Below are 25,599 nucleotides of genomic sequence, written 5' to 3' on the forward strand. Positions count from 1 at the left end.
TCGGACCCCCGGCCGCGCAGTCACTCTACGACAGCCGGTCGTATGACCGTGAACCGTTGCGTTTAAGGTGAGTGGCCATGACCGCGTCTTCCGACGACGAGGCCGTCACGGCACTGGCCTTGGCGGCTGCCGATGGGAACGCGCGGGCGCTTGAGGCGTTTATCAAGGCCACTCAGCAAGATGTGTGGCGGTTTGTCACCTATCTGTCAGATGCCGGCAGTGCCGACGATCTGACGCAGGAAACCTTTCTGCGCGCAATCGGTGCGATCCGGCGGTTCTCCGGACGCTCCAGCGCCCGCACCTGGCTGCTGTCCATCGCGCGGCGAGTGGTTGCCGATCACATCCGCCACCTACGGTCGCGGCCACGCGCTGCCCGTGGCGCCGATCCCGAATTGGTGCTCGACTCCGCCCGCAACGCCCGTGGATTCGAGGAACTCGTCGAGGTCACCACCATGATCGCCCAGCTTAACCCCGATCAGCGGGAGGCACTGCTGCTCACGCAGTTGTTCGGCCTGTCTTACGCCGACGCCGCCGCGGTATGCGGCTGCCCGGTGGGCACCATCCGCTCCCGCGTCGCGCGGGCCCGCGATGCGCTGCTTGCCGACCCGGAACGCGACAACCTCACCGGTTAACCCAGTCCTATCACCCAAGCCGCGGCCTGCTCAACGGTGCTGACGGTCGACACCCCGCTCGGTAACGCTGGGCGTGCCACCATGACCACCGCGATGTCGAGTGCGGCAGCGGCGTCGAGCTTGGCCCGGGTCATGTCGCCGCCGCTGTTCTTGGTGACCAGGGCATCGATGGCGTGCTCACGAAGAAGCTGCAGTTCGTTGTCGTAGCGATACGGCCCGCGAGACAACAGCAGCCGGCGCCGGCGCGGCAACAAGGCATTGTCGGGCGGGGTGACGGCACGGATCAGGAACCACGCGCCGCTGTCGGCGAAGGCCGCGGTGCCGGATCGTCCGGTGGTGAGAAAGATCCGCGAGAACTGTTGTTGTTCAACTACTTCCGCCGCCGCAGCATCCGATGGCACAACGATGGCGGCACCAGGATCCCAGGGCGGGCGAGCCAGCACCAAATAGGGCAGGCCCAGCTCGCCGCATACCTGTGCGGCGTGCGCGGTCATGGTCGAAGCGAACGGGTGCGTGGCGTCGACCACGGCATCGATGCGCTCCTCCACCAGCCACCGCCGCAGTCCGTTGATGCCGCCGAATCCGCCAACGCGCACCGAACCCACCGGCAGCGCGGGGTCGGCCACCCGGCCGGCCAACGAGCTGACGATGTCGATGTGTGGGTGCAGACGGGCGGCCAAGGCCCGCCCCTCGGCGGTGCCGCCGAGCAGCAGCAGCCGCGTCAATGCGCCTCCCGACGTGCCACCGAATACAGATAGCTGTCGCTGAAGCCTTGCGCCGCCAGCACCTCGCCGACGACGATGACGGCGGTCTTGGTGATATTGGCGTCGTGCAGCTGCCCGGCGATATCGGCCAGTGTGCCCCGCAACACGGCCTGTTGCGGCCAGCTTGCGAAAGCCACTACCGCGGCTGGCGTTTCGGGCCGGTAGCCTCCGGTCAGCAGCTGCGGCACGATGGCGTCGATCTGTGCTGCGGCCAGGTGCAACACCAGGGTGGCACCGGTTTTGGCCAGGCCGGCCAGATCTTCGCCGGGCGGCATGGGCGTGGACAGGGTCGACACCCGGGTCAAGGTCACGGTCTGCGCTACCCCGGGGACGGTGAATTCGCGTTTGAGCACCGCCGCGGCCGCAGCGAAAGCGGGTACGCCCGGCACGATTTCGTAGCCGATACCCAAAGCGTCGAGACGGCGGCATTGTTCGGCCAGCGCGCTATACAGCGACGGGTCGCCGGAGTGCAACCGGGCCACATCGTGGCCGGCGGCGTCGGCGTCGGCGATTTCGGTGATGATCTGGTCCAATGTCAGCGGACCGGTGTCGAGGACCTTCGCCTCCGGCGGGCAGTGGGCAAGCAGGTCGTCGGGCATGATCGAACCCGCGTACAGGCAAACCGGGCAGGCGCGTAGGAGTCGTTGGCCACGCACGGTGATCAAATCCGCCGCGCCGGGTCCGGCACCGATGAAATAGACCGTCACTGTTTGGTCACCGCCCATTGCGTGACCGGCATTTGCGGGCGCCAGCCGGTGAAGGCGCCCAGCGGCTCGCCACGGTAGTGCTGAAACCGGCGCAGCTGGCCCCCAAGACGCGAATACACTTGCACCAGTAGGGCTTCCGATTCCGCGGTGACCGCATTGGCGACTAGGCGCCCATGCACCCGCAGGTGGTCCAGGCAGGTGTCGAGCAGACCGGGTTGGGTCAGCCCGCCGCCGACGAAGATCGCCGACGGTTGCGCGGCGTCGGGGAAGGCGTGGGGTGCCTCGCCTCGGGCGTCGATGCTTACGCCGGTGGCCGTGGCGTTGCGCAAGATGTTGCGGCGGCGCCCCTCGTCCCGTTCGAACGCCACCGCGGTGCACCCCGGCCAACTCCGGCACCACTCGACGGCGATGCTGCCCGAGCCCGCGCCCACGTCCCACAACCGCTGGCCCGGCCGTGGCGCCAGGGCCGCCAATGTCACCGCGCGGATGCCGTGTTTGGTGATCTGCCCATCGTGAACGAACGCGTCGTCGGACAGGAGCGAGGTCCGCTCGTCGGGCAGGTAGCGGATCGCCACCACGTTGAGGTCATCGACATCGACCGGGGCGTCGGTGGCCCATTGTTTCGCCGTGCCGTGACGGCGCCGTTCGGCGGGACCGCCCAGCTGTTCAAGGACGCTGAATTGGGAGTCGCCGCGGCCGTGCGCATTGAGCAGCACCGCCAGCTCCCTTGGCGTGGTCCGGTCACTGGACAGCACGATCGCCTGGCCGCCGAGGCGGATCGCGGTGTGCGGCGGCGAGGTGACCAGGCTGATCACCTCGGTGTCCTGCACGTTCCACCCCATCCGGGCACATGCGAGTGTTACCGCCGACACGTGCGGCAGCACGCTTACCTTGTCGGCGCCGAATAGCCGAATCAGGGTCCCGCCGATGCCGTGCAAAAGCGGATCGCCGCTGGCGACGATGTGGATGTCGGGTCCGTCCGCCGGCAGCTCTCGTAGTGCGGGCAGCATCGGCGACGGCCACTCCCGGCGTGCCGTGGCGACGGCTTCGTCGAGCAGGTCGAGTTGCCTCTTGGACCCGTAAATGACGGTGGCCCTTTGTAGTTCGCTCCGAGCCGTCGCGGAGATCCCCGGCATGCCGTCGGCCCCGATGCCGACCACGACGATCATCGCGGCATCCTGCGCCACACGAACTGCGGTAGCAGCTTCAGGGTGAAGAACATCGGCCGCAGCGCCCACGGAATCCAGACGGTACGCCGGCCCTTGGCTAGGGCCCGCGCGGTGGCGGCGGCCACCTGTTGCGGGGTGCTGGACAGCGGCGCGGGCGTCATGCCCTCCGTCATACGCCCGATGACGAATCCGGGTCGCGCGATCAGCACGTTGACCCCGGTACCGTGCAGCGCGTCGGTCAAACCGCTGGCGAAGCCGTCCAGGCCGGCCTTGGCCGACCCGTAGACGTAGTTGGCCCGACGCACCCGAACCCCCGCCACCGAGGAGAACACCACCAGCGAGCCCTGCCCCGCCGCGCGCATCACGGCGGCCAGGTGCGTGAGCAGACTGACCTGAGCGACGTAATCGGTGCCCACAATGGCAAGCGCATGAGCGGCGTCTGCTTCCGCGCGGGCCTGGTCCCCCAGGATTCCGAAGGCCAGTACGGCGGTTCCGATCGGTCCATGATCGGCGACGATCTTGGCGACCAGCGGACCGTGTGAAGTTAGGTCGTCGGCATCGAACTCGCTGGTGTGGACCTGCATCGCGCCCGCGGATTTGAGGGTGGCGACCTGCTCATCAAGCTGGTCGGCCCGCCGGGCGGCCAGTATCAGCGTCGCCCCGGGAGCAAGCAGCCGCGCCAGCTCGATGCCGATCTCGCTGCGGCCGCCGAAAATTACCACTGGACCTGCGCCCGTGTCATCCACGGCTGCGATTATTACCTGCGCTAGCGTGGTTGACGATGGCCAAGACCACTACCCGGCTTACCGACGACGCGCTTGCGTTTCTCACCGAGCGCCATCTGGCCATGTTGACCACGTTGCGAGCCGACAATTCGCCACACGTGGTGGCGGTGGGGTTCACCTTCGATCCCAAGACGCATATTGCTCGGGTGATCACCACCGGCGGCTCGCAGAAGGCGGTCAACGCCGACCGTGGCGGGGTTGCGGTGCTGAGCCAGGTCGACGGTGCGCGGTGGTTGTCGCTGGAAGGTCGCGCCAGCGTGAACAACGAGATTGACGCCGTGCGCGACGCTGAATTGCGCTATGCCCAGCGCTACCGCACCCCGCGGCCCAACCCGCGACGCGTGGTCATCGAAGTCGAGATTGAGCGGGTGCTGGGGTCCTCGTCGTTGCTTGACCGGATCGAGTAGCGGCTGCTACGCGGCCGCCGTACCGCATTCTTGCGAACTCCGCAGACCGGCAGAACAATTGCCGCCGAAACGGGGTTTTTTGACGGGTGACCACATAGGATTTCGAGTCTGCCGGACAGTCGGGGCCCAGCGTGGGGCGTGGTCTGGCCAACGTCAGTACATGCACGGGAAGGCCTTTCGGCAGTGAACTACTTTTTGCGGGGCCCTGAGCTCAATTCCGCCCTGATGTACTCCGGCGCCGGTTCGAGGCCGATGTTGCAGGCCCAGCGGCCTGGGCCGGACTCTCCGATGAGTTGAGTGTGGCGGCGCAGTCTTTCCGCTCCTCAATCGCGAACCTGACGCAGGCAGCGTGGCAGGGCCCGGCATCGGCGGCGATGACGGCCGCGGCAGCGCCATACGCGGCGTGGTTGAGCGCGGCGGCGGGTCGAGCGGCAGGCGCGTCAACACACACGCAGGTGGTGGCTGGCTCGTTTGAAGCCGCGCAGGCGGCCACTATCCATCCGATAGCCGTGGCAGCCAACCGTAATGCGTTCGTAGGGTTGGTCTTATCGAACTTGTTTGGCCAGAACGCGCCGGCGATTGCCGCTGCCGAGTTCGAATACGAGCAGATGTGGTCCCAGGACGTGGCCGCGATGGTGGGATATCACTCCACGGCCGCCGGGGTCGCCGCGCAGCTAGCGCCGCTGCAAGACCTCCTCCAGGGCATCAACCTGGGTATCGGCAACATCGGCAGCGGAAACCTGGGCTCCACCGGTGGTCCTTGCGGTTTGGCCGGCGGCAAGGCCACCGGATTCCCGCTGGGCGGCGGATCAGCTTTGGGCAGGTCTTCGCCCAGGTTCTCGAGGCGGGCGGTCGAGGCCTTACCCAACTTGCTGATATCGCCTAACTGCGCGCCGCTACCCAACCCCCCGGCGTCGGCACCTTCAACGGCGCGCACGCCCTCCCCGTCAGCGGCGCCAGCGCCACGCGCCCCCGATCCGTCGCCTTTGACCTCTACGCCCCCGAGCGCCAGCGTCCCAACGTCAAAGAGGTTCTCCCCCAATCCCAAACCCGGTCGATCCCTACTCCAGTCGTCCAGGTGCAACAGCCCGCTCCAGGTATCGCCTGCCCCCGATGGATCCAGCAGGGCATATGCCGGAACGGATCGCGCACCTGTTTCCGCCACGCCCTTCCACGCGGCCGCGGCGCCTTGCGGATCCGTCAGAAACAGTCGCGGGCTGAGCTGATCAATACCGTGCGCGGTCAAGAAAGCCGATTTGTAAACTCCCTCAGTCAGATTGGTGAAGAAATCGAAAGCCGTGGCCAACGGGTTGCCGATCTCGTTGCCCAGGAAACGCTGGAGCTCCCCACGCGCATAACGCTGCATCCCGCGCACCAGACCGTCCACGACCCCGATACCGCGCTGCATCGCCTGTTCTTTGGCGCGAGCTTCACGACCCAAGTTGTGCAGGACCGCCCTGATGTCCTCGGCGATCTCTTTGATCTCGTCCAGTGCGTCGCCGTCAAAGAACTCCACCACTTCATGCCACAGCCCAGACGCCGACCCCAACCGATTCAACAAGTCCCGAATCGCGTTTTGGGCGCGAGCAACCTCGCCGGCAAAATCATCAAGAGCCTTAGCCAGCTGCCCGCATTGCACGCCCAAGCCGGCCAAGTCCGCGCCCATCGATACCAAGACCGGCTCTACCATTCCCCCCTCGGGAATCTGCTGTCCAGCTACCACAGACCTCGGCACCGAGAGCCCCTCCTGTGCTCCGCTGAGTGCCGCAGCGAAGCCACGCCAACATCCCGCTGCGGCATACAGCCCAGCCACGTCCCGTTCGGCCACAAATCGCCAACAAACAACTCCACAACCCGCCACAGCATCGGAGGAGGCGGTCCGGGACCCAACGTGCCCGGCGGACCGGGAGCCGAGTACTGCGCCGGATCGCGCGGGGGCGGCAACACATGGCCACCCCCACCCAACGTGGAGGCTGCTTCGGCGCGCGAGTAGTTCGACGCACAAAGTTGAATCTTGACCCCGTTGCGCCTGCACGCGTTGATGCCTGCTGCCGCTGCCTTCAGAAGCGACTTTGCTGCTCCTTGATATGCGAGCCCAAACACATCGCCAGCCGCGTCCTGACCTGTGTTGGCCGAGAATCCGGCCGTCAAGGAACCCACCGCCGTTACTAGGTCCTCAGCAACAGCGGCCACTGCACTGCCCGCAAGGAACAGCGCCTCAGGATCCACCGTCAAAGGAGCCACGCGCGGAATTGTCACGCACGGTGCCCAACGGCGGTATTCACCTGATTCTGTCTATATGGCGATTGTTTTGTCACCTGAGTGCCAGGACGCTGTTTGAGACATCGCAAGTGATGCGTTCGGGCGGACGCGGTGGTGGTGGCGGTCTGCGCATAGTGGTTGCACTGCGCGGCCAAGCGGTGCGCGGGTAGGTGAATTGCCGAAGCTGGTCGTCCCATCCACGATTGTGCAAGGCGCCCATAACTTGCGGGGTTCAACGTATGACCAAAGACTTGTCGGACCGAATGCACGCGGTCACGACCATTGGCGCCGTTGCGGCGCCCGTCATCGACGACGGCCCCCTGCTCAAGGACGGAGAGTTTGCGACAACGAATAGCCTTGGTCAGGTGACAACCAACCCCCCGCCCGCTGAGCAATGGATACCGAACTATCCCCCTCAGCCGGCACCACGCTCCCGCACATGGCCACTGGTCGCTCTAGCCATCATCGCAATTGTGGGTGTTGCGCTAGGTGCCACAGCATTGCTCGTGGCAATCGCGCACCCGACCAACAGCAATTCGGGTGGCGCCGCAACAACGACGGCTTCGCCGACGTATACAGCGGCGGAAACCGCCACAGCACATCAAAAGTTGTGTGACGTGTACAAACTCGCGGCGCGTGCAGTGAAAATTCAGACGCATGGCGACAATCAAGCGCTTGGGGTCGCTGCACTTGCGAATGGGGCATTGATGCTACAGCAAGTGATAAACGCGAACCCGGCGCTCGCGTCAACCGATCGCGTCGCGGCTGTTGCACTCGCTGAAGCGTTCACCAATGTCAATGCCGTTGGCAGTTTCGCACCCCTCGACGATCCCGCGTCGCAGGCGGCACTCGATGATGCAAACGCCAAGGACGCGCGCATGAAGGCCATCTGTAGTGGCGGCTGACCTGCCACCTGGCAAATGGTCGGCCTTCCTGGTGGGCGCCTGCTGGACGGCACCACCAGAAGCCCTTACAGCGGGCGTTAGCTACTGGCGCCAGGCGGCAGAACTCAAACGCATTGAAGCACGCGACCTGCAAATCAGCGATCCCGATTGGCTGAATCGAGGGGCCACTGCGAACGATTTGATGGACCGCTATTGGCGTGGCGAACAACGTCTTGCCACTGTCGCCGAACAATGCGACGTCAAAAGTGTCCAGAGCGACCGTGTCGCGAATGCAGTGCTCGGCGCCACTGGGTCGGGAGCGGCGGTAACTAACTGTGCCACCAAGTAACACAACGTTTCCGTCATCGCCGTTGCGATCGTTGTCCCGTATCTTGGCGTCGTAGTCGCCGTTCCTGCCTGGCATCGGCCAGCGCCCAGCGCGGCGCTACATCGTCATCATGATTGTCGCCTGGCTTCTCCTGGCTGTCAGTGCTATTGCCAACGCCACACGGGGATCATTGTGGTGACCATTTGGAGCCTTGGCTTGCTGGTTCTGATCCCAACAGCGGTGTGCGCAAAAATGCGTAGGAGCCGTGTCAGATGACACCAGGGCCTGAAGGCCGCCCTGACCGCGGCCAGAGTTCTGACCTCAATACCTCACCTGCGCGGCGCCGAAACCTCAGCCAATCCAAGACAACCCCGCCAACCGCGAGCACCACGACCGCGAGGTTGATACACCGATGCTTCGGGGTATCCACGGCATCCAATAACAGGATTGCCACGACCAAGGCCAGGAAGCAGGATTCGATGGTGCGCCGCCGCCGGATGGATACCTCGGGGTTCCAGCGCTACGTCGTACGCCGAACATTGAACCGGCACCGGTAGCAACCCAGCCGATCGCGCAAAGAGTTATTTTGCACTCGTATTTCGAGGCCCGCCGTCGGCCGCCTCGAAGCAGCACGACTGCGATGACAGTCCGGAAGTCGCACGACACCGCTTGCTTGTGACCATTCAGCGACTGTTGTCGGTCACCCTGAGTGACGAAACGTCGTCGCTTCGAAGACATCGCGAGATGATGTGAATCGCGGACCCTGCGATGGTATCTGCGCATGGAGGCACCCACGCGTCGACCTACGGGAGCGGGTGAATTGCCCGAACTAGCCATCCAATCCACGATTGTGCAAGGTCAACGCCAACTTGAGGAGGTCCACCGTATGACTAAAGACTTGTCCGCGCAGGCATATACAGCCGCGATCCTTGCCGCCGCAGCGGCATCCGCCATCAACCACGGCCAATGGTCAAGGGCGCTAGGTTTGCGACAACGAATAGCCTTGGTGAGGTGACAACCAACCCCCCGCCCGCCGAGCAATGGATACCCAACTATCCCCCTCCGCCGGCGCCGCGCTCCCGCACATGGCCACTGACCGCTCTAGCCATCATCATCGCCATTGTGGGTGTTGTGCTCGGTGCCGCAGCATTGATCGTGGCACTCACGCACCCGACCAACAGCAATTCGGGTGGCGCCGCGACAACGACGGCTTCGCCGACGTATACAGCGGCGGAAACCGCCGCGGCGCATCAAAAGTTGTGTGACGTGTACAAAATGGCCGCGCGGGCCGTTCAAATAGAGACCAATGGCGATGACCCCGCGTTGGCAAACATATCCACGGTCAATGGGGCGGTGATGCTACAACAGGCAGCGAACGCCGCGCCGGCGCTCACGCCGAGTGATCGCGCCGCCGCTCTTGAATTAGCCGAGGCCTACAGCAACAGTACGGCTGTAGCCAGCTTCGCAAAGGGGCGTGACGACCCGGAATGGCGGTCAGTATCCGATGATGTCATTGCCAAAGACACGCACATGAAGGCCGTTTGTGGTGGCGGCTGACCTGCCACCTGGCAAGTGGTCGGCATGGCTAGTCGGCGCGTGGTGGCCTGCTCGGCCCAACGCGCTGACGTCAGGTGTTTCCTATTGGCGCCAGGCGGAGGAAATCAAGCACAACGAAGCGAACGGGCTACAAAACGAACGATCGCGGTTAGCGGTAAATCGAGGGCGCACCGCGGACGATTTGATGGACCGCTTTTTGCGTGGCGAACACCGCCTGAATACTATCGCCGAGCAATGTGACACAAAGAGTCGCCAAAGTGACCTTGTTGCCGATGCGGTAGACAATTTGCGCGATCAGCTGACCAATATTGCTCAGTCGGGCAATGGGGATATCGACCAGATTCTTTCCGGCGAAGGGCCAATTGGAGCGAAAGTTGCTGCGGTGAACGCGGTCATCGCTCAGGCCAACACCGCAGCTTCCAGCGCGGGAGCAACCGCGATGTCCAACATCATTGACGCAACTCAGCGAGTCCTCGACGCAACCATCGGCGGTAACGCGCGGACGTGGCTGCAGGAGCACGGTGCGAACCTCGATGGTCCTCCACCGTCGCGCCCGATCACCGCCAGGGATTTGGAAACCCCGCCGATGACGCCACTAGAAGGGTCAGCAATCGGCGGCGCTCCGATGGATGCAACTGCCCCGGAGTCCACGGCACCGGAGGCGCCAACAGCGTCAATGGTAGGGAGAGCTTCGGTAGTTCCCGCTGGACCGTCTGACGTTGCGCCAGCGCCGGCGCCTCCAGGCGCGTCAACAGTCGGCCGTGTTCCGATAGTGCCCGGCCCTTCGCCGTCTGGTCCAACTGGCCCTCCCTCGCCACCCGGCGCACCACCACCTGGGTTAACTAGCCCGCCGATCCCCGGCGCTCCAGCACCCTCGGCGGTGTCGGCCCCCGGGTTATCGCCACAGTCCTTGGCTCAGTCCTTTAACACCGGGATGTCAACGGGCGCCCCGGCGGCGGCCGGTGCACAGTCCTTGTCGGCCGGAGCAATGGCCGCAGCCGGCGAGCCACCACCGCCGACCATGGCGCCCCCGGCAGCGCCGGTGGTGCCCGCGTCAACCATCGCGGCCAGTGGGGCTGGTTTTGCCCATGTTCCAGACGCCGGCGTTGGCGCAGCCGCCACGGGACCAACTCCGATTGCAGCACCCACGCCTGACGTCACCGGCGGCGTGACGCCGGTCACGCCGGTAATGACTGGTGCCCCGGCCACTGGATCGGTTGCGCCAATGGTCGGAGCTCCCGCGGGCCCATTACCGGCCTATGGCTCTGATCTGCGCCCACCGATCGTTGCGCCACCTGCCGCATCGGCAGCGCCGGGCGGCCCGGTGTCGGGCGCGGCGGTAGCACCATCGCCGTCATCGTCACCGTCAGCTGGTGGTTCGCTGATGTCGCCGGTAGCCAAGTCCGCTGCACAGGGAGCGGCCCAGGGCCAGGCGACCAGCGGCGCGCCGGCAATGGCTAGCGCAACAGCAGCTGCCACGACTGGAGGCGCAGCTGGCGACGCTGCGAGCCGATCCGCTGAACAGCAACGACTGCGGCGCATCGTCGAAGCGGTGGCCCGCCAAGAGCCCGGATTAACCTGGGCGGCCGGACTGCGCGCCGACGGACAGACCACGCTGCTGGTCACCGATCTCGCTGGCGGCTGGATACCACCCGACATTCGGCTGCCCGCGCATGTGACTCTGCTCGAGCCAGCTGCTCGGCGCCGCGATGCCAGCGTGCTCGACTTACTGGGCGCCGTCTCCACGGCGGCGGTGCACCAGCCCCACGGCTACATCGGCGAAGCCGGAAACGACCAGCCCAAACTGACCGGCGACCGCGCGGCCCGTACCGCGCCCGAGGTCGATGAGCTGGGGCCCACATTGGCCGAGCACGTGCGCCACCGGGACGGGTTACCCCGCGTTGCTCAGGCGGTGGCGGTAGCGGCCGCGCGCAGTTACGGTGTGCCCGAGAACGAGGCCGAGCTGCTGAGCGAAAGAGCCGCCGAGATTCGTCGATCAGTGCTTGCGGCATACCCCAACCAGGACCTAGCCCAGACCACCGATTGGATGCTGTTGGCGGCCATCAACGCGCTGATCGACGGCAACCACGCGGGGGCGAACTATCACCTAGCCTGGGCAATGGCAGCGATGTCAATGAGGAGACCCACATGACCATCGACTCCTATCCGGAGAGCTATGGAAGCGCGGCCGGAATGCCGGCACCCATACCGCTGGCGCCGGGACCAGTTCATCCGGGTGGATCGTCGCCGATTGATGGCCTGATGACGGGATTCGGCATGGTTACGAACGCCGATTTGGGGCCCACCAACGGCGACATTGCCGCGGATGATGCCGATCGTCGAGCGCATGCAGCCGACGCCGCGGCGAAATTCCCAGCCAATGAGGCCGATGCCGCCCAGCAGTTCCAAGGTGTGGGAGCCGACGGGATGGCCCAGATGATCCCGCAGATGGCCTCAGGCATCGGCGGTGCCATCAGCGGTGCCCTCGGGGGCGTGCTCGGGCCGCTGACCCAAATTCCCCAACAAGCGATGCAGGCCGGGCAGGGCGCTTTGCAGCCGTTGATGAGTGCGCTTCAGCAATCCACCGGCGCCGAGGGTTTGGAGGCCGCAGACGGGGCCCGCCTTGTCGACAGTCTCGAGGGTGAACCAGGTCTTGGCGGTGGCGGTATGGGTGACCTCGGATCCGGCGGCGCGGGCGGTGGTGGCAGCACTATCCCTACCGGCTATCTCGGTCCGCCACCAGTGCCAACATCATCGCCGCCCACAACTCCTGCTGGGGCGCCAACCAAGCCCGCATCAATGACACCTACCGGTGGTACACCGCCGACCTCCACACCGATGGGTGCAACCGGCATGCCCATGGTGCCGCCTGGCGCGCTGGGCGCCGGTGGCGCGGGAAGCAAAGAAAAGCCGGCCGAGAAGCGGGTGACTGCCCCGAGTGTGCCCAACGGCCAACCGGTCAAGGGCCGCTTGACGATTCCGCCGGGTGCTCCGGTCAAGTCTGCCGACGGCAAACCACCCGTGGTCACCAGATCCACCCGACGAATCCTGCTGCCCGACCGCAATGACATCGGGCCCATCGTCCGGGATGACAAGACCGACGCCGGCGAGTGAGGACCCGCCTTCGGCGTTCGATCTGCTGCCCTCAGCGGGGATAGCCCTGGCGGTCTTACGCGGGGTTCCGCGATTGCCGCCAGGTCTTTGCAACAGTAAGTCATCGCGCTCCCGCCGGCGGCACGCCTGTACAAATACGACTGCCGCCTCCCCGTCGCGCAAGATATCGTGATATTGGTCGCGAGTCAGGTCGTAATACTCCTCGTAGTCAACAATGCCATGACTCACGGGTATCGATGCATAGTAGCAACCCGAGGTTGATTCAATGCCAATCGTCTATCTGTCTTTCTTTGAATAATATGTGCGGCCAAATTTTATAGAGCTCATTTCTACTCGAAAACATATTGTTTGGTGGGATGCCAAATTAATGAAATGAGGTTCTATCGGCGAAGCCGAGAATACTGTGCACCCATCTTCCGCAAGAGGGCCCAGCACCAAAGAGCAACCTGCAACGGCCTCGCCATGGGCCATGGCGATATTTCCATGGGTACCGTCATGCGGTACGCCGAGCTCCGATAGGACTGTCAACCGTTATCGGCCTACGACCCACCGGCTCGGCCCCAAATTCCGATACCTCGACCTGGTGAAACTCGGCGGCCGATGGGTGCGCTATCGCAGATCCGCATGTAGTGGCCTGAACCATGACCTGGGACATCATTCCCCCGGAACCTCCCACTGTCCTGTCGACGGGGTGAACAACGGCCTGCCGCCGGGGTCAAGGAACGAGTCCGCTATCACATCGATGGGGACGTCGAGGTAATGAGATAGTCCGACCAATCTGTCAGCCGCCCCAATTGCCACGACCGCTTCAACAGAATTAGTGAGGGCATCTACTCCCTGACCGGAAAAACCAAGGATGCTCAGTACTCATCCGCTGAGACGACGTAATCACATAATAGCGGTCTTCACCTCCGTTGTTCCAAATGACTACGCGGCCATCATCGGTTTGCGAGCCCTGGATCATGTCCAAACCGGCAAGCCGAATCCAGACTTGTAACTCATCAGTGAGGTCCACATTATTTTTCACCGCGGCACACTCCCGAAAACCCTGCATTCACCACGGCGCGGCTGTTCTAGTCGACGCGCCACCACGTGTGGGACTCGGTGAGCCCCAGCGCCACCCGGAAAATGTCGGCGCCGTTGCCGGCCGCGGGACCGTCGGGATAGACGTAGGTGCCTCGCGGGGGCGCCTGGATCTTCAGATCGCCGACCGGCAAGCCCGTCGCGCCGTGGTCGTCATAGATGAAGTCGGTCCAAAACAGCGCCCCACCTGCTACCCGGGCCGCCCCGCAGGTGCGCGGGAATTCCTCGCCGAACGGCCATCCCACCGGCACCGGCAGCGCCGGCTCGGGCCGCCGCGCAGCCGGTGGCGCCCCCTCGGGCATCCCGTCGACCACGATGAGTTCGGCCGGGGGCGTCGGCGATCGTTGCCCAGGGGGCAATACAACCTCGGCGACTTGACGTGCGATACGAAACGGAAGCAGCGCTAGATCCACCAATGACACCCCGCCAACCTACTTGGCGCAGCCGACATCTCGCCGCTACGACACCGCCACCACCGTCAGCTCGTGCGGCTGGTTGTTGACCGAGAGCGCCCCGTCCTCGGTGACCACCACGATGTCCTCGATGCGGGCCCCCCACCGGCCCGGAAAGTAGATACCGGGCTCGATCGAAAATGCCATGCCCGCAGCCAGCGGCAGCTCATTGCCGGCGACGATATAGGGCTCTTCGTGCACGCACAGCCCAATGCCATGCCCGGTGCGGTGCACGAAATGCTCGGCCAGCCCGGCTTCGGCCAGCACGTCACGGGCAGCGGCGTCGACTTGCGCCGCCGTCACCCCCGGACGCACCGCCTCCATGGCCGCGCGCTGCGCGCGTTGAAGGGTTGAATACTGTTGCGCCACATCGGGACTAGGTTCGCCGATACTGTAGGTGCGGGTCGAATCGGAATGATATCCGGGCCCGAAAGTCCCACCGATGTCGACGACGACAATGTCACCCACCTGCAGCTTTCGATCCGAATATCCGTGATGCGGGTCGGCGCCGTGCGGACCGGATCCGACGATGACGAACGCCACCTCCGAATGCCCTTCGGCGACAATCGCTTCGGAGATATCCGCGGCCACCTCGGCCTCGGTTCGGCCTGGGGCCAGGAACCCAGGCACTCGCGCGTGCACCCGATCGATGGCCGCACCCGCGGCACACAACGCATCGACCTCGGCTGCCTCTTTGACCATCCGCAGCTGCCGCAGCACGTCGGTGGCCAACAACGGCAGCACTCCCACCGCACCGGCCAACGGCAACAAGTGCAGGGCCGGCATCGAATCGGTAACCGCAGTGGCCGCAGGTGCACCCCCCAGCGCATCAGCCACCAGCTGGTACGGGTCATCGCCATCGACCCAATCCCGCACGCCCACACCAAAATCCGGTGCGGCCGACTCCTTGAGCGACGCCAGCTCCAAGCGAGGCAACACGATGGTCGGTGCACCAGACGCCGGCAGCACCAGCGCGGTGAGCCGCTCGAACGTGTCCGCGCGAGAGCCGATGAGATAGCGCAGGTCATAACCCGGAGTGATCACCAGACCGGCCAGACCCGCCTCGGCCGTCGCGGCTGCCGCGGCGGCCAAACGTCGCGCGTACACCGCGTTGTCGAATCGCCGAGAATCCATGGCAGCCAGGCTAGTGCCCACCGGCTGGGTGGGGACCGCCACACCGGCGCTGGCAGGATTACCGGCATGCCCACACCCCTGCTGCTGCTGGATGGCGCCAGCATGTGGTTCCGCTCGTATTTCGGCGTGCCGTCATCGATCACCGCACCTGACGGCCGGCCGGTCAACGCCGTCCGCGGGTTCATCGACTCGATGGCGGTGGTGATCACCCAACAGCGGCCCAGCCGGCTGGTCGTATGCCTGGACCTGGATTGGCGCCCGCAGTTCCGGGTGGACCTCATCCCCTCCTACAAGGCGCACCGGGTGGCCGAGCCCGAACCCGCCGGGCAGCCCGACATCGAGGAGGTGCCCGACGAGTTGACCCCGCAGGTCGACATGATCATGGAGTTGCTCGGCGCCTTCGGCATCCCGGCGGCCGGCGCACCGGGCTTCGAAGCCGACGACGTGCTGGGCACGCTGGCCGCCCAGGAACGCCGGGACCCGGTGGTGGTGGTCAGCGGGGATCGCGACCTGCTGCAGGTGGTGGCCGACGATCCGGTCCCCGTTCGGGTGCTCTACCTGGGCCGCGGGCTGTCCAAGGCCACCTTGTTCGGGCCCGCCGAGGTGGCCGAACGGTACGGACTGCCCGGCGAGCGAGCCGGGGCTGCCTACGCCGAACTGGCTTTGCTGCGCGGTGACCCCTCCGATGGCCTGCCCGGAGTGCCCGGCGTGGGCGAGAAGACGGCAGCCACCCTGCTGGCGCAGCACGGCTCACTAGAACAGATCGTGGCCGCCGCGCACGACCCCAAGTCGACGATGGCCAAGGGCCTCCGAACGAAATTGCTTGCCGCGTCGGCCTATATCGAAGCCGCAGACACCGTGGTACGGGTGGCCACCGACGCTCCGGTCACCTTTTCGACACCCACCGACGCCTTGCCGCTGGTTGCCGCCGACCCGGCCCGCACTGCCGAACTGGCCACCCAATATGGCGTCGGCTCTTCGATCGCGCGCCTACAAAAGGCGCTGGACGCGTTGCCTTGCTGACCGCTACTGGGGCCGGCCGACCTCGTAGGTGCCCTTGTTGTCCTGGAAGGTGACCGTGACGCGCTTGGAAGCGCCATCGATGCTGACGGTGCAATCGAAGGTGGCACCCTTTTTGACGGTGGGGTCCGCCCCGTTGTTGCATTTGACGTCTTTGACGTTCTTGGCACCGTAGCCATTGGTCTCGTCGGTCAGCACCTGCTGCACGCCCGCGTTGGCCTTATTGACGTCCAGTTTCGTGGTCACAAAGAACCCCGGCACCCAGAAACCGAGCACCAGGATGACGACCACGAAGAGCAGGGCGATCCCGCCGACCACACCACCGATGAGCGCCGTCGACCGCTTCGAGCCCTTACCCGTTTGGTCGTAGGGGCTGAATTGCCCGGGGTACTGACCGGGCTGACCGTATTGTCCGGGCTGACCCGGTTGACCGTACTGACCCGGCTGACCATATTGGCCCGGCTGACCATATTGGCCCGGCTGACCATATTGGCCCGGCTGACCGTATTGCGGAGGCGCACCGAACTGCGTGGGCTGCGAGCTGAAGTCGGACTGCCCATATCCGGGTGCGGACTGCGGGTACTGCTGCGGGTACGCCGGATCGGCCGGCTGCTGGTACTGCGGGTAGTCGGCGGCCGGGTAGGACGGGGGTTGCCACGAACCCTCTTGGTTCGGTTGCTGCTGCCAGGGCGATCCGGCGGCCATGGTCGGATCCGAGGAATGATCGCCGCCCTGGCCGGGCGGTTGCCACGACTGCCTCGGGTCTGGTCCCTGCGGTCCGCTCATCAGTTACTCCTCAGTCGGTGTTGTGCTGGCCTTAACTGGCCCAAGTCGCTCTGATACGCCTGCGATCACATTCCGCATGTAACCGTAGCTCCGGCCCAGCCTACCCGGCGTCAACTGCGACGACGCCGCGCCGGACGTCATTGATGGCGCGTTTTGCCGTGGCCCGCACTTCGGGGTCGGGGGCCGCGATTCGTACCTGGTCCAACAGGTCCAGAACCTGGCGACTCCAGCGCACGAAATCCCCCGCTGAGAGGGGCGAACCTGTCCCGCTATCGTCCGCCACCGCTAGCGCCGCCGCTAAATCACCCGTCCGGGCCCAGCGGTAGACCACGTTGACGAAGCCGTCGTCGGGCTCACGACTCGGACCGATCCGGTGTGTCTGCTCATCGGCGCGCAGTGCCACCGACAATCGGGACGTCTGATGCAGCGCCTGGCGCAACCGCGGCGTCGGCGCGTCGGCCGCAGTTTGCCCTCCAGGCCCGTCACCGCCGCGTGTTTCGTAGAGCACCGCTGAGACCACGGCCGCCAACTCGGCCGGCTTCAAGCCCGCCCATGCCCCGGTGCGCAGGCATTCGGCCACCAAGAGATCGCTCTCGCTGTATATCCGCGCCAATAGTCGACCGTCGTCGGTGACCTGGGGATCCTGCACCGGACCGCGGATGAACTCCCGCTCGGTGAGCAGGCTGACGATCCGGTCGAACGTCCGGGCCAACGAGTTGGTGGCGGCTGCCACCTTGTTCTCCAGCTGCCCGTTTTCCCGTTCGACGCGCAAGTAACGCTCCGCCTGGCGCACCTGTGTTTCGACGCCTGGCGCATTGTGCGAGGGATGACGGCGCAATTGCTCGCGCAACGAGTCCAGATCCGGATCATGCTGGGTGCGTTTGTTGGAGCGGCGAGCGGCCGGCATGGTCAGGCCCGCAGCGGCCGACCGCAGCGCCGAGGCCAGATCTCGGCGGACTCGCGGCTGGCGGTATTCGACGCGCTTGGGCAGCGTCATCGAACCAACCGGCGGCATCGCGCCCGAATAGTCAGCCGAGGAGATTCGGCCGGCCCACCGGTGTTCGGTCAACACCAACGGGCGCGGGTCGGAGCTGTCGCGGGCGGACTCCAACACCACCGCCAGGCCACCGCGGCGGCCGTGCGTGATGGTGATGATGTCGCCCTTGCGCAGCGCCGCCAGCGCATCGCTGGCCTCCTGGCGTCGCTGCATGCGGGAAGCGCGCGCTTGCGAGCGCTCCAGCTCCGAAATTCGGGCCCGCATCCGCGCATATTCGATAATCGGCGCCTGTGGCCCACCCAGTTCGGCGGCGATCTCATCGAGCAGTTTCTTGCCCCGTTCGATGCCGCGGACCAAGCCGACGACGGATCGGTCGGCCTGGTACTGCGCGAACGACTGCTCCAACAACCGGTGTGCCTGTTCGGGCCCCAACTGGTGCACCAGGTTGATCGTCATGTTGTAGGACGGGGCAAACGAGCTGCGCAGCGGAAAGGTGCGCGTGGAGGCGAGTCCGGCCACCTCGGAGGGCTCGATGTCGGGGTGCCAGAGCACGACGGCGTGGCCCTCGACGTCGATGCCTCGACGGCCCGCACGGCCGGTCAACTGGGTGTACTCCCCCGGTGTCAGCGGTGCGTGCTGCTCTCCGTTGAACTTCACCAACCGCTCCAGCACCACAGTGCGCGCGGGCATATTGATGCCCAGTGCCAACGTTTCAGTCGCAAATACCGCCTTGACCAGGCCGGCGGCGAATAGCTCTTCGACGGTGTGCCGGAAGGCCGGCAACATCCCGGCGTGATGTGCGGCCAGACCGCGTAGCAGCCCCTCCCGCCACTCGTAGTAGCCGAGTACCGCCAGATCTGCGTCGGCCAGATCGCCGCACCGGTGGTCAATGATCTCCGCGATCTGTGCGCGCTCTTCCTCGTTCGTCAGCCGCAACGGTGAGCGCAGGCACTGGTTGACCGCCGCGTCGCACCCGGCTCGGGAGAACACGAACGTGATCGCCGGCAATAGCCCGGCAGCGTCCAAGGTCGCGATGACGTCCGGCCGGGCCGGCGGCCGGTAGAAGCGCGGCCGGCCACCCCGGCCGTGGCCGGCCCGCCCAGGATGGCGACGCGGGTGCCAATCCGACATCCGCTCGGCCTCGCGACGATGCGCGATGTGACGCAACAGATCGGGGTTTACCCGTGCTTGCCGCCCGCGGCCGGCCTCGTCATCGCGATAGTCGAACAGATCGAACAGCCGCTTGCCCACCAAGATGTGTTGCCACAGCGGTACCGGCCGGTGCTCATCGACCACCACCGTCGTGTCACCCCGCACGGTTTGGATCCAGCCGCCGAACTCCTCGGCGTTGCTGACCGTGGCCGACAGGCTGACCACTCGCACCTCGTCAGGCAGGTGCAGGATGACTTCCTCCCACACCGGGCCCCGCATCCGGTCGGCGAGGAAGTGCACCTCGTCCATCACCACATAGGAAAGCCCTTGTAGCGCAGGCGAATCTGCGTAGAGCATGTTGCGCAGCACCTCGGTGGTCATCACCACCACGGGTGCGTTGGCGTTGACCGACAAATCACCGGTGAGCAAACCGATCTGGTCGCGACCGTAGCGCGCCGTCAAATCGGTGTGCTTCTGGTTGCTCAGCGCCTTGAGTGGCGTGGTGTAAAAGCACTTACCACCGGAGGCCAGGGCCAAATGCACGGCGAATTCGCCGACCACGGTTTTGCCAGCACCTGTCGGCGCACAAACCAGCACGCCGTGGCCACGCTCCAAGGCCGCACACGCCTGCTGCTGAAAGTCGTCGAGCGAGAAGGGCAACTCGTCGGTGAACCGGGCCAGCTCGGCCAGTTCTGTCACGTCTCCGCCCTAGTGGGCGTGGGCCCGCTATGTGACGTCGTCATGGGATCCGGCGATAACCGACGGTTCCGGTATCGACTCGGGCGGGTCGATGAGCGACGCTTCATCATCAGAAATCACGCTCTCGCGTTTGGCCTTTCGCTTGTCATGCAGGCGGGTCACCTGGATGGCCAACTCCAGCAGAATCGTCAGTGCCACCCCAAGCGCAGTCATCGAGAACGGGTCGGATCCGGGCGTGAAGATCGCCGCGAACACGAACATCGTGAAGATCAAACCGCGACGCCACGCCTTGAGCCGCTGATAGGTCAGCATGCCCGCCATATTGAGCATCACGATCAGCAGGGGGAACTCAAAGCTGAGCCCAAATACCACCAGCAGATTGAGCAGAAAACCGAAGTAGCGGTCGCCGGATAACGCCGTTACCTGTACGTCGCTACCAACGGTTAACAAGAAGCTCAGTGCCTTGGATAGCACCAGGTAGGCCAACAAAGCGCCGGCCACAAACAACATGGCCGCCGGGATCACGAACGCCGCCGCGAAGCGGCGCTCCTTCTGGTACAGGCCCGGCGTGATGAATGCCCAGAGCTGGTAGAACCACACCGGGCAGGCCAGCACGATGCCAGCGGTCATGCCGACTTTGAGCCGCAACATGAACTGGTCGAACGGCGCGGTGGCCAGCAACCGGCACTGCCCGTCAGCGCTGATGTCCGCGCGCGCCGACTGCGGCAACGCACAGTAGGGGTTTCGCAACCACTCGCCGAGGCTCTCCACCCCAAAGATTGAATGCGAGTACCAGACGAACCCGAAAATCGTCGTGATCAGGATCGCGGCCAGCGAAATCAGCAGCCGGGTACGCAGCTCGGTCAAATGATCGACCAGCGACATGGTGGCGTCGGGATTGACCCGACTGCGCCGCTGACGTGGGTTAAGCCGCCTAAAGAAAGCGCCGGCGCGCGCTGAGGCCCGTGAACCGTTCACCACGGTGTATTAGTGACGTTCCGGCACCGAGACGGTGATGCCGGGTTAAGCGGGCCGTGCCTCGGTGTGACCCGGATCCGCTGATGCTCCGGGGTCGACACGCTGTGATGGCACCGGCTTGGGGTTCTCAATAGACGCTTCGGTTTTGCTCTCGTTCTGCAGCTCACGGACCTCGGACTTAAAGATGCGCATCGACTTACCCAACGAGCGTGCCGCATCAGGGAGCTTCTTGGCACCGAACAGCACGATCACCACGACAGCGAGGATCGCCCAGTGCCACGGACTAAGACTGCCCACTTTGATTACCTCCAGACGTCAACCCGATGCTACCGCAGCAACGGCGGCTCTCCCGGCCAAGCGGAGGCTAGCCGCGGGGCGCGCCGTACCGCTGGTAGCTTCTGGCCAGCGCTCGACTTGGTGTCAGGCCAGTTCAGCGGCCTGGTAGGCGGCCAAGCCGGCCATCGCGGCCGCCCGCACACGATGGGCGAGTGATTCAGGCTCCAGCACTTCAACAGCTGACCCGAACCCCAGCATTAGGCGCGTCATCCAATCCTGCGATGCGTAGGTCATGGTTACCTCGCAAGAACCGTCGGGCAACTCATGCACATCGCGGATCGGGTAGTACTCGCATATCCACCCTGCCGCGGGCGCCACCCGCAGGGTTGCCGACGGCAGTGACGGATCGCCGTCGAACAGAGAGGTGTCTGGTGGCGCCTGCAGCGCCGGCTCCGGCGGCTTGGCGGCTTCGCCGAGCTCGACGGCGTCGACAATGCGGTCGAAACGAAACAGTCGAACCCCTTCGGCCTCGCGTGACCAGGCCTCCAGGTAGCTGTGCCCGCCGATCAACAACACCCGGATGGGATCCACGGTCCGGGTGGTGAGCGTGTCGTGCGATGCGGCGTAGTAGTCAAGGGTCAGCGCCCGTTTGTCGTGAACGGCCGAGCGGACCACGGCCGCAGCCCGGCTTTCCACCGGGGCCGGTTCATCGACGGAGGACGGCGCGCTGTGATGCCCGGCCGCGCCGGCGGCCGCGGTGATCTTCGCGATCGCGCTGCGTGCCGCCTGCGGATCGACCACACCTGGAATATCCGCCAGCGCGCGCAACGCCACCAGCAATCCGGTGGCCTCCGGTGAGGTGAGTTTCAACGGCTGGTCGATGCCCGCCGAAAACGTCACCTCGATGGTGTCGCCGGAAAACTGGAAGTCGATCAGATCGCCCGGGTAGTACCCGGGAAGGCCGCACATCCAAAGCTGGTTGAGGTCCTCCTCCAGTTGCTTGGCCGACACACCAAGCTCGGCGGCCGCCGCTACCCGGGTGATCCTGGGGTTGGCCTGGAAATACGGCACCATGTTGAGCAGCCGAACCAACCTGGTCGAAACGGGGGTCATTGGCGACGCGCTCCCCCACCACCAACATCGGCCTGTGTGCGCAGTCGGGCCAACACATCGTCCCGCAGAGATGGCGGCTCCAACACAATCGCGTCAGCCCCGTACCCGGTGATGTCGCGTACCAGTCGATCACTCGACCCGATATCGAGTTCGATCACTTCGCCGTCGCGGCCAGCCAACTGCCGCGGCCCCAGAGACCTTCCGGCGCGACGCAGCGCGGTCGCCCGCCCGTCGGCGACCCATACCTTGGCCTGCACACCGGTCGATGACTCGCTGACCGTCCGGGCCACGATCTCCCTCAGGTCCACTCCGTCGGGCACGGTTACCGCGCCGGTGGGGCCGATCGGTTCGATGTTGTCGCCGATCCGCGATAACCGGAAGGTGCGGGTAGCGTCCCGGTCGCGGTCGTGGCCGACCAGGTACCAGCGGCCCTTCTCGGTAACCACCCCCCAAGGTTCAACCGTGCGGACGATGTAGGGCGCGTTACGTGCCGACCGATGCGGGAACCGGACCGCCTGCCGGGAATCGATGGCCGACAAAAGGATTCCGAGCGCTTCCTCGGATCCACGCAGACCGGGCATGCCGCTCGGCGAGGCGAATGCCACCCGCGCCTCTGGATCAACGTCGACCCCGGCGGCCCGCAGCTTGAGTAGCGCGCCCTGGGTCGCGGTGATCAGCTCGGGCGACTCCCACAGCTGGGTGGCAACCGCGACCGCCGCGGCTTCCTCGGGAGTCAGCTTGACCGGGGGCAACGCGTACGCGTCGCGGTTGATGCGATAGCCCTCGCTCGGGTCCAGGTTCGACACCCGGCCGACCTCGAGCGGGATGCCCAGATCGCGCAGTTCGTTCTTGTCCCGCTCGAACATCCGGGAGAACGCCTCAGCGCTAGGGCTGTCGGAATAACCGGCGACACTGGATCTGATTTTCTCGGCGGTGATGTAGCCGCGCGTGGACAGCAGGGCGATGACGAGATTCACCAGCCGTTCGACTTTCGAAGTGGCCATGTGCGTCAGATTAAGGGCTACATGCTCGCGATCAGCCGCTTGACCCGCTCATCGACCGCGCGGAAGGGGTCCTTGCACAACACCGTGCGCTGCGCCTGGTCATTGAGCTTGAGGTGCACCCAGTCGACGGTGAAGTCACGGCCCGCGGCCTGCGCGGCGCTGATGAATTCTCCGCGCAGCCTGGCTCGCGTGGTCTGCGGCGGATGGTCGACGGCGTCAGCGATTTCTTCGTCGGTAGTCACCCGAGACGCCAAGCCCTTGCGTTGCAGCAGATCGAAGACACCTCGCCCACGCTTGATGTCGTGGTAGGCAAGGTCCAGCTGGGCAATCTTGGCGTCCGAGAGCTCCATGTTGTAGCGATCCTGATACCGCTGGAACAACTTTCGCTTGATCACCCAGTCGATCTCGGTGTCCACCTTGGCGAAATCCTGGCTCTCCACCGCATCGAGCTGACGCCCCCACAGATCAACGACCTGCTCGACTTGGGCATTTGGCTCGCGGGTCTGCAAATGTTCGACGGCGCGGCCGTAGTACTCGCGCTGGATATCCAGCGCGCTGGCCTGACGCCCGCCGGCCAGCCGCACCGGGCGACGGCCGGTGACGTCGTGGCTCACCTCGCGGATCGCCCGAATGGGGTTGTCCAGCGAGAAATCGCGGAAAGCCACCCCTGCCTCGATCATCTCCAACACCAACGCCGCCGTGCCGACCTTGAGCATCGTGGTGGTCTCGCACATGTTGGAGTCACCGACGATGACGTGCAGCCGACGGTACTTCTCCGCGTCGGCGTGCGGCTCGTCGCGAGTGTTGATGATCGGCCGACTGCGGGTAGTCGCGCTCGAGACGCCCTCCCAGATGTGCTCGGCGCGTTGGGACAGACAGAACGTCGCAGCCTTGGGCGTCTGCAGCACCTTCCCGGCGCCGCAGATCAGCTGGCGGGTGACGAGGAAGGGCAGCAAGACGTCGGAGATCCGGGAAAACTCACCGGCTCGCACGATCAGATAGTTCTCGTGGCAGCCATAGGAGTTGCCCGCAGAGTCGGTGTTGTTCTTGAACAGATAGATGTCCCCACCGATGCCTTCGTCGGCAAGCCGCTGCTCGGCGTCGACAAGCAGGTCTTCGAGCACCCACTCGCCGGCCCGGTCGTGAGTGACCAGCTGCACCAGGCTGTCGCATTCGGCGGTGGCATATTCCGGATGACTACCCACGTCGAGGTAGAGGCGCGCGCCGTTGCGCAAGAAAACGTTGGAGCTGCGCCCCCAGGACACCACCCGCCGAAACAGGTAGCGGGCCACCTCATCGGGACTTAGCCGGCGATGGCCATGGAAGGTGCAGGTGACACCGAATTCGGTCTCGATGCCCATGATTCGTCGCTGCACCTAATCGAGGGTACTGGTTGTGTCAGCGCGGCGGTGCGCAGCCGCGCCCATTGGCGGCAACGTGCTCCCAGTCGCTTCACGTTGGCAAATGCGGAACCACCGGAATCGCGGACGTGGTTTCACCCCCGACCAAGGAGCGATGGCGCTTGTCGGTCGCGGCGCTGGACGGAAAGCCCAGCGTCTTCGAGTCCACCACAGGCGAACGGCAATGCCACGCGGCAGCACAAACAGTGACCGCGTCAGCACCCCGACCAGACTCGCACATGCGTTCGAGTCTCTCGCTGTCGGACCCCGCGGAGCGGCGTAGCGCAGAGGACGCCGCACTGGTCGCCGCGGTCGAAGACTGCGCGTGCCGAGGCGGCAGCACGCGCCCGGCACCTATCGGCGATCGCCGAACTCACCGACCGCCGGACATCTGAGGATGAACGGGCGTGGTGGGTCTGCGACCCGTGGATTCCGCCGCCGTCAAGGTGGCTGCCGCCCTAGGCATCAGCCACGGCAAGGCTTCCGGACAGATGCACTCGAGCCTGCGTATGAAGCGGCTACCCCGCGAGGGCGACCCGCGCACGATCGCACAGCGTATGCGGTGCGGTACCCGTTCGCGCCCCCACACTCGTCGAATCTTAAGTGCGAATGTAGAAAGCACCATCTTCTCAAGACCTTTTGGACGGGCTGGCGCGACCAGCAGTTACCGGACGGCACAGTGATTTGGACCGCGCCCAACGGCCGCACCTATCCGACGCATCCCGGCAGCCGCATCTTTTTCCCTACCTGGCACACCACGACCGCCGACCTACCGCGAACTCCCATAGCAGTAGTCACTGCCAGCGCTCGCGACCTGCCGATGCTACGGCGACGCCGGACCAAGGCTGCCGATCTCGCCCACCGCGTCGCAGGTGAACGCACCCTCAACGATGCGT

At 65.2% G+C, this 25,599-nt stretch carries 21 protein-coding genes and 4 pseudogenes; 9 read left to right on the top strand and 16 right to left on the bottom strand.

Features of this window, described 5'->3' with window-relative positions; all coding sequences use genetic code 11:
- The first annotated feature begins 77 nt into the window (after window positions 1–77).
- Window positions 78–632, top strand: coding sequence for an RNA polymerase sigma factor SigC (sigC, locus tag MB901379_RS13655; RefSeq protein WP_158017174.1), 555 nt, complete (start codon window positions 78–80; stop codon window positions 630–632).
- Here the strand turns inward: sigC and MB901379_RS13660 are convergent.
- From MB901379_RS13660 to MB901379_RS13675, 4 genes are read right to left on the bottom strand one after another with little or no spacing between them, the layout of a single operon-like run.
- The gene (locus tag MB901379_RS13660; protein WP_158017175.1) at window positions 629–1,357 is read right to left on the bottom strand and encodes a cobalt-precorrin-6A reductase; all 729 of its coding nucleotides are present in this window, start codon (window positions 1,355–1,357) and stop codon (window positions 629–631) included. The genes sigC and MB901379_RS13660 overlap by 4 nt on opposite strands.
- Window positions 1,354–2,103 (bottom strand): precorrin-4 C(11)-methyltransferase, encoded by a 750-nt coding sequence (gene cobM / locus MB901379_RS13665; protein ID WP_158017176.1) that lies wholly within the window; start codon window positions 2,101–2,103, stop codon window positions 1,354–1,356. Before cobM ends, MB901379_RS13660 begins: the two co-directional genes overlap by 4 nt.
- Window positions 2,100–3,272, bottom strand: coding sequence for a precorrin-6y C5,15-methyltransferase (decarboxylating) subunit CbiE (gene cbiE, locus MB901379_RS13670; protein ID WP_158017177.1), 1,173 nt, complete (start codon window positions 3,270–3,272; stop codon window positions 2,100–2,102). Before cbiE ends, cobM begins: the two co-directional genes overlap by 4 nt.
- The gene (locus tag MB901379_RS13675; RefSeq protein WP_158017178.1) at window positions 3,269–4,018 is read right to left on the bottom strand and encodes an SDR family NAD(P)-dependent oxidoreductase; all 750 of its coding nucleotides are present in this window, start codon (window positions 4,016–4,018) and stop codon (window positions 3,269–3,271) included. Before MB901379_RS13675 ends, cbiE begins: the two co-directional genes overlap by 4 nt.
- Window positions 4,019–4,047: 29 nt before the next feature.
- Here MB901379_RS13675 and MB901379_RS13680 point away from each other — a divergent pair, with 29 nt between their 5' ends.
- The 7 genes and pseudogenes from MB901379_RS13680 to MB901379_RS25325 form a co-directional block, all read left to right on the top strand.
- Complete coding sequence (locus MB901379_RS13680) at window positions 4,048–4,464, top strand: F420-dependent biliverdin reductase (protein ID WP_158017179.1); 417 nt, start codon at window positions 4,048–4,050, stop codon at window positions 4,462–4,464.
- Between the two features lie 183 nt (window positions 4,465–4,647).
- Window positions 4,648–5,276 (top strand): annotated as a pseudogene (locus MB901379_RS25435) (PPE family protein); the annotation flags it as partial.
- Window positions 5,277–7,091: 1,815 nt separating this feature from the next.
- The gene (locus MB901379_RS13690; protein ID WP_174237095.1) at window positions 7,092–7,631 is read left to right on the top strand and encodes a hypothetical protein; all 540 of its coding nucleotides are present in this window, start codon (window positions 7,092–7,094) and stop codon (window positions 7,629–7,631) included.
- Entirely contained in the window at window positions 7,621–7,959 is a 339-nt protein-coding gene (locus MB901379_RS13695) for a hypothetical protein (protein ID WP_174237021.1), read from the top strand. Before MB901379_RS13690 ends, MB901379_RS13695 begins: the two co-directional genes overlap by 11 nt.
- 990 nt (window positions 7,960–8,949) lie before the next feature.
- Window positions 8,950–9,495: a hypothetical protein gene (locus tag MB901379_RS13700; protein WP_232021845.1), complete on the top strand. Its 546-nt coding sequence runs from the start codon at window positions 8,950–8,952 to the stop codon at window positions 9,493–9,495.
- Entirely contained in the window at window positions 9,485–11,647 is a 2,163-nt protein-coding gene (locus tag MB901379_RS13705) for a DUF5631 domain-containing protein (protein ID WP_158017181.1), read from the top strand. Before MB901379_RS13700 ends, MB901379_RS13705 begins: the two co-directional genes overlap by 11 nt.
- A gap of 176 nt (window positions 11,648–11,823) precedes the next feature.
- Window positions 11,824–11,928, top strand: a pseudogene (locus MB901379_RS25325) (hypothetical protein); the annotation flags it as partial.
- Window positions 11,929–12,669: 741 nt separating this feature from the next.
- On the opposite strand, the pseudogene MB901379_RS24655 reads toward MB901379_RS25325, so the two are convergent.
- From MB901379_RS24655 to MB901379_RS13725, 5 genes and pseudogenes are all read right to left on the bottom strand, one after another.
- Window positions 12,670–12,882: pseudogene (locus tag MB901379_RS24655) on the bottom strand (hypothetical protein); the annotation flags it as partial.
- A gap of 381 nt (window positions 12,883–13,263) precedes the next feature.
- Entirely contained in the window at window positions 13,264–13,410 is a 147-nt protein-coding gene (locus MB901379_RS25030; protein WP_269462754.1) for an Imm61 family immunity protein, read from the bottom strand.
- A 16-nt stretch (window positions 13,411–13,426) separates the two neighbouring features.
- Window positions 13,427–13,663 carry an Imm61 family immunity protein gene (locus MB901379_RS25190; protein WP_331852715.1) on the bottom strand — a complete coding sequence of 79 codons (237 nt, stop codon included), beginning with the start codon at window positions 13,661–13,663 and terminating at the stop codon, window positions 13,427–13,429.
- 22 nt (window positions 13,664–13,685) lie between these two features.
- Window positions 13,686–14,114: pseudogene (locus MB901379_RS13720) on the bottom strand (peptidase); the annotation flags it as partial.
- A gap of 36 nt (window positions 14,115–14,150) precedes the next feature.
- Complete coding sequence (locus MB901379_RS13725; RefSeq protein WP_158017183.1) at window positions 14,151–15,278, bottom strand: M24 family metallopeptidase; 1,128 nt, start codon at window positions 15,276–15,278, stop codon at window positions 14,151–14,153.
- 66 nt (window positions 15,279–15,344) lie between these two features.
- Between MB901379_RS13725 and MB901379_RS13730 the strand changes: the two genes are divergently transcribed.
- Window positions 15,345–16,301 carry a 5'-3' exonuclease gene (locus MB901379_RS13730; RefSeq protein WP_158017184.1) on the top strand — a complete coding sequence of 319 codons (957 nt, stop codon included), beginning with the start codon at window positions 15,345–15,347 and terminating at the stop codon, window positions 16,299–16,301.
- A 3-nt stretch (window positions 16,302–16,304) separates the two neighbouring features.
- Here MB901379_RS13730 and MB901379_RS13735 read toward each other — a convergent pair whose 3' ends face one another.
- From MB901379_RS13735 to pafA, 7 genes are all read right to left on the bottom strand, one after another.
- Window positions 16,305–17,084, bottom strand: a complete 780-nt coding sequence (locus MB901379_RS13735) for a DUF4333 domain-containing protein (RefSeq protein WP_158017185.1) — start codon at window positions 17,082–17,084, stop codon at window positions 16,305–16,307.
- Between the two features lie 100 nt (window positions 17,085–17,184).
- Window positions 17,185–19,932: a DEAD/DEAH box helicase gene (locus tag MB901379_RS13740; protein ID WP_158017186.1), complete on the bottom strand. Its 2,748-nt coding sequence runs from the start codon at window positions 19,930–19,932 to the stop codon at window positions 17,185–17,187.
- 27 nt (window positions 19,933–19,959) lie between these two features.
- Window positions 19,960–20,817, bottom strand: coding sequence for a twin-arginine translocase subunit TatC (gene tatC / locus MB901379_RS13745; protein WP_158019157.1), 858 nt, complete (start codon window positions 20,815–20,817; stop codon window positions 19,960–19,962).
- A gap of 138 nt (window positions 20,818–20,955) precedes the next feature.
- The gene (gene tatA, locus MB901379_RS13750; RefSeq protein ID WP_158017187.1) at window positions 20,956–21,207 is read right to left on the bottom strand and encodes a Sec-independent protein translocase subunit TatA; all 252 of its coding nucleotides are present in this window, start codon (window positions 21,205–21,207) and stop codon (window positions 20,956–20,958) included.
- Window positions 21,208–21,330: 123 nt separating this feature from the next.
- Window positions 21,331–22,299, bottom strand: a complete 969-nt coding sequence (locus tag MB901379_RS13755; protein ID WP_158017188.1) for a helix-turn-helix transcriptional regulator — start codon at window positions 22,297–22,299, stop codon at window positions 21,331–21,333.
- Window positions 22,296–23,303 carry a helix-turn-helix transcriptional regulator gene (locus MB901379_RS13760; RefSeq protein WP_158017189.1) on the bottom strand — a complete coding sequence of 336 codons (1,008 nt, stop codon included), beginning with the start codon at window positions 23,301–23,303 and terminating at the stop codon, window positions 22,296–22,298. The genes MB901379_RS13755 and MB901379_RS13760 overlap by 4 nt, the downstream gene beginning before the upstream one ends.
- A gap of 17 nt (window positions 23,304–23,320) precedes the next feature.
- Window positions 23,321–24,679, bottom strand: a complete 1,359-nt coding sequence (pafA, locus tag MB901379_RS13765; protein ID WP_158017190.1) for a Pup--protein ligase — start codon at window positions 24,677–24,679, stop codon at window positions 23,321–23,323.
- Between the last annotated feature and the right edge of the window lie 920 nt (window positions 24,680–25,599).

The sequence above is a fragment of the Mycobacterium basiliense genome (genome assembly GCF_900292015.1).
Taxonomy (GTDB): domain Bacteria; phylum Actinomycetota; class Actinomycetes; order Mycobacteriales; family Mycobacteriaceae; genus Mycobacterium; species Mycobacterium basiliense.